Source organism: Halomonas sp. LBP4, from assembly GCF_003202205.1.
In the GTDB taxonomy this organism is placed as follows: Bacteria; Pseudomonadota; Gammaproteobacteria; order Pseudomonadales; family Halomonadaceae; genus Halomonas; species Halomonas flagellata.
Genome location: NZ_PDOG01000003.1, coordinates 646,020 through 646,603, shown reverse-complemented (window position 1 = coordinate 646,603; position 584 = coordinate 646,020). Strand labels below are relative to the sequence as shown.

Here is a 584-nt window from a genome sequence, read left to right as displayed (position 1 = left end):
ATGCCCGCGACTTCCTCGGCGACTGGCGGGGCAAGCTGATCTGCGATGACTACAGCGGCTACAAGCAGAGCTTTGCCAACGGCGTCACCGAAATCGGCTGCATGGCCCACGCGAGACGCAAGTTCGTCGACCTGCACGTGGCCGGCAAGAGCCAGATCGCGGAACAGGCCATCGAGCACATCGGCCAGCTCTACCAAGTGGAACGTGAGGCCAAGGCGCTCACCGCCGAAGAACGCCAGCGGCTACGCGACACCAGGGCGAGGCCCATCGCCGACACGCTGCACCGCTGGATGCTGGCTCATCGCGAGAAGGTGCCGAACGGCTCGGCGACGGCCAAGGCGCTGGACTACAGCCTGAAACGCTGGGCGGCGCTGACGCGCTACCTGGATGACGGCGGGCTGCCGATCGACAACAATCGGGTGGAGAACCTGATTCGCCCTTGGGCGTTGGGACGGACCAACTGGCTATTCGCCGGGTCGCTGCGCAGTGGCCAGCGTGCTGCCAACATCATGAGCCTGATCCAGTCCGCGAAGCTGAACGGCCATGAGCCCTACGCCTACCTGAAGAACGTGCTGGAACGGCTG

Annotated in this window: 1 protein-coding gene; it reads left to right on the top strand. The window is 64.9% G+C overall.

Features of this window, described 5'->3' with window-relative positions:
- Positions 1-584: IS66 family transposase (gene tnpC, locus CR157_RS13430; RefSeq protein WP_258364163.1), on the top strand; the 584-nt coding region annotated here is incomplete at both ends.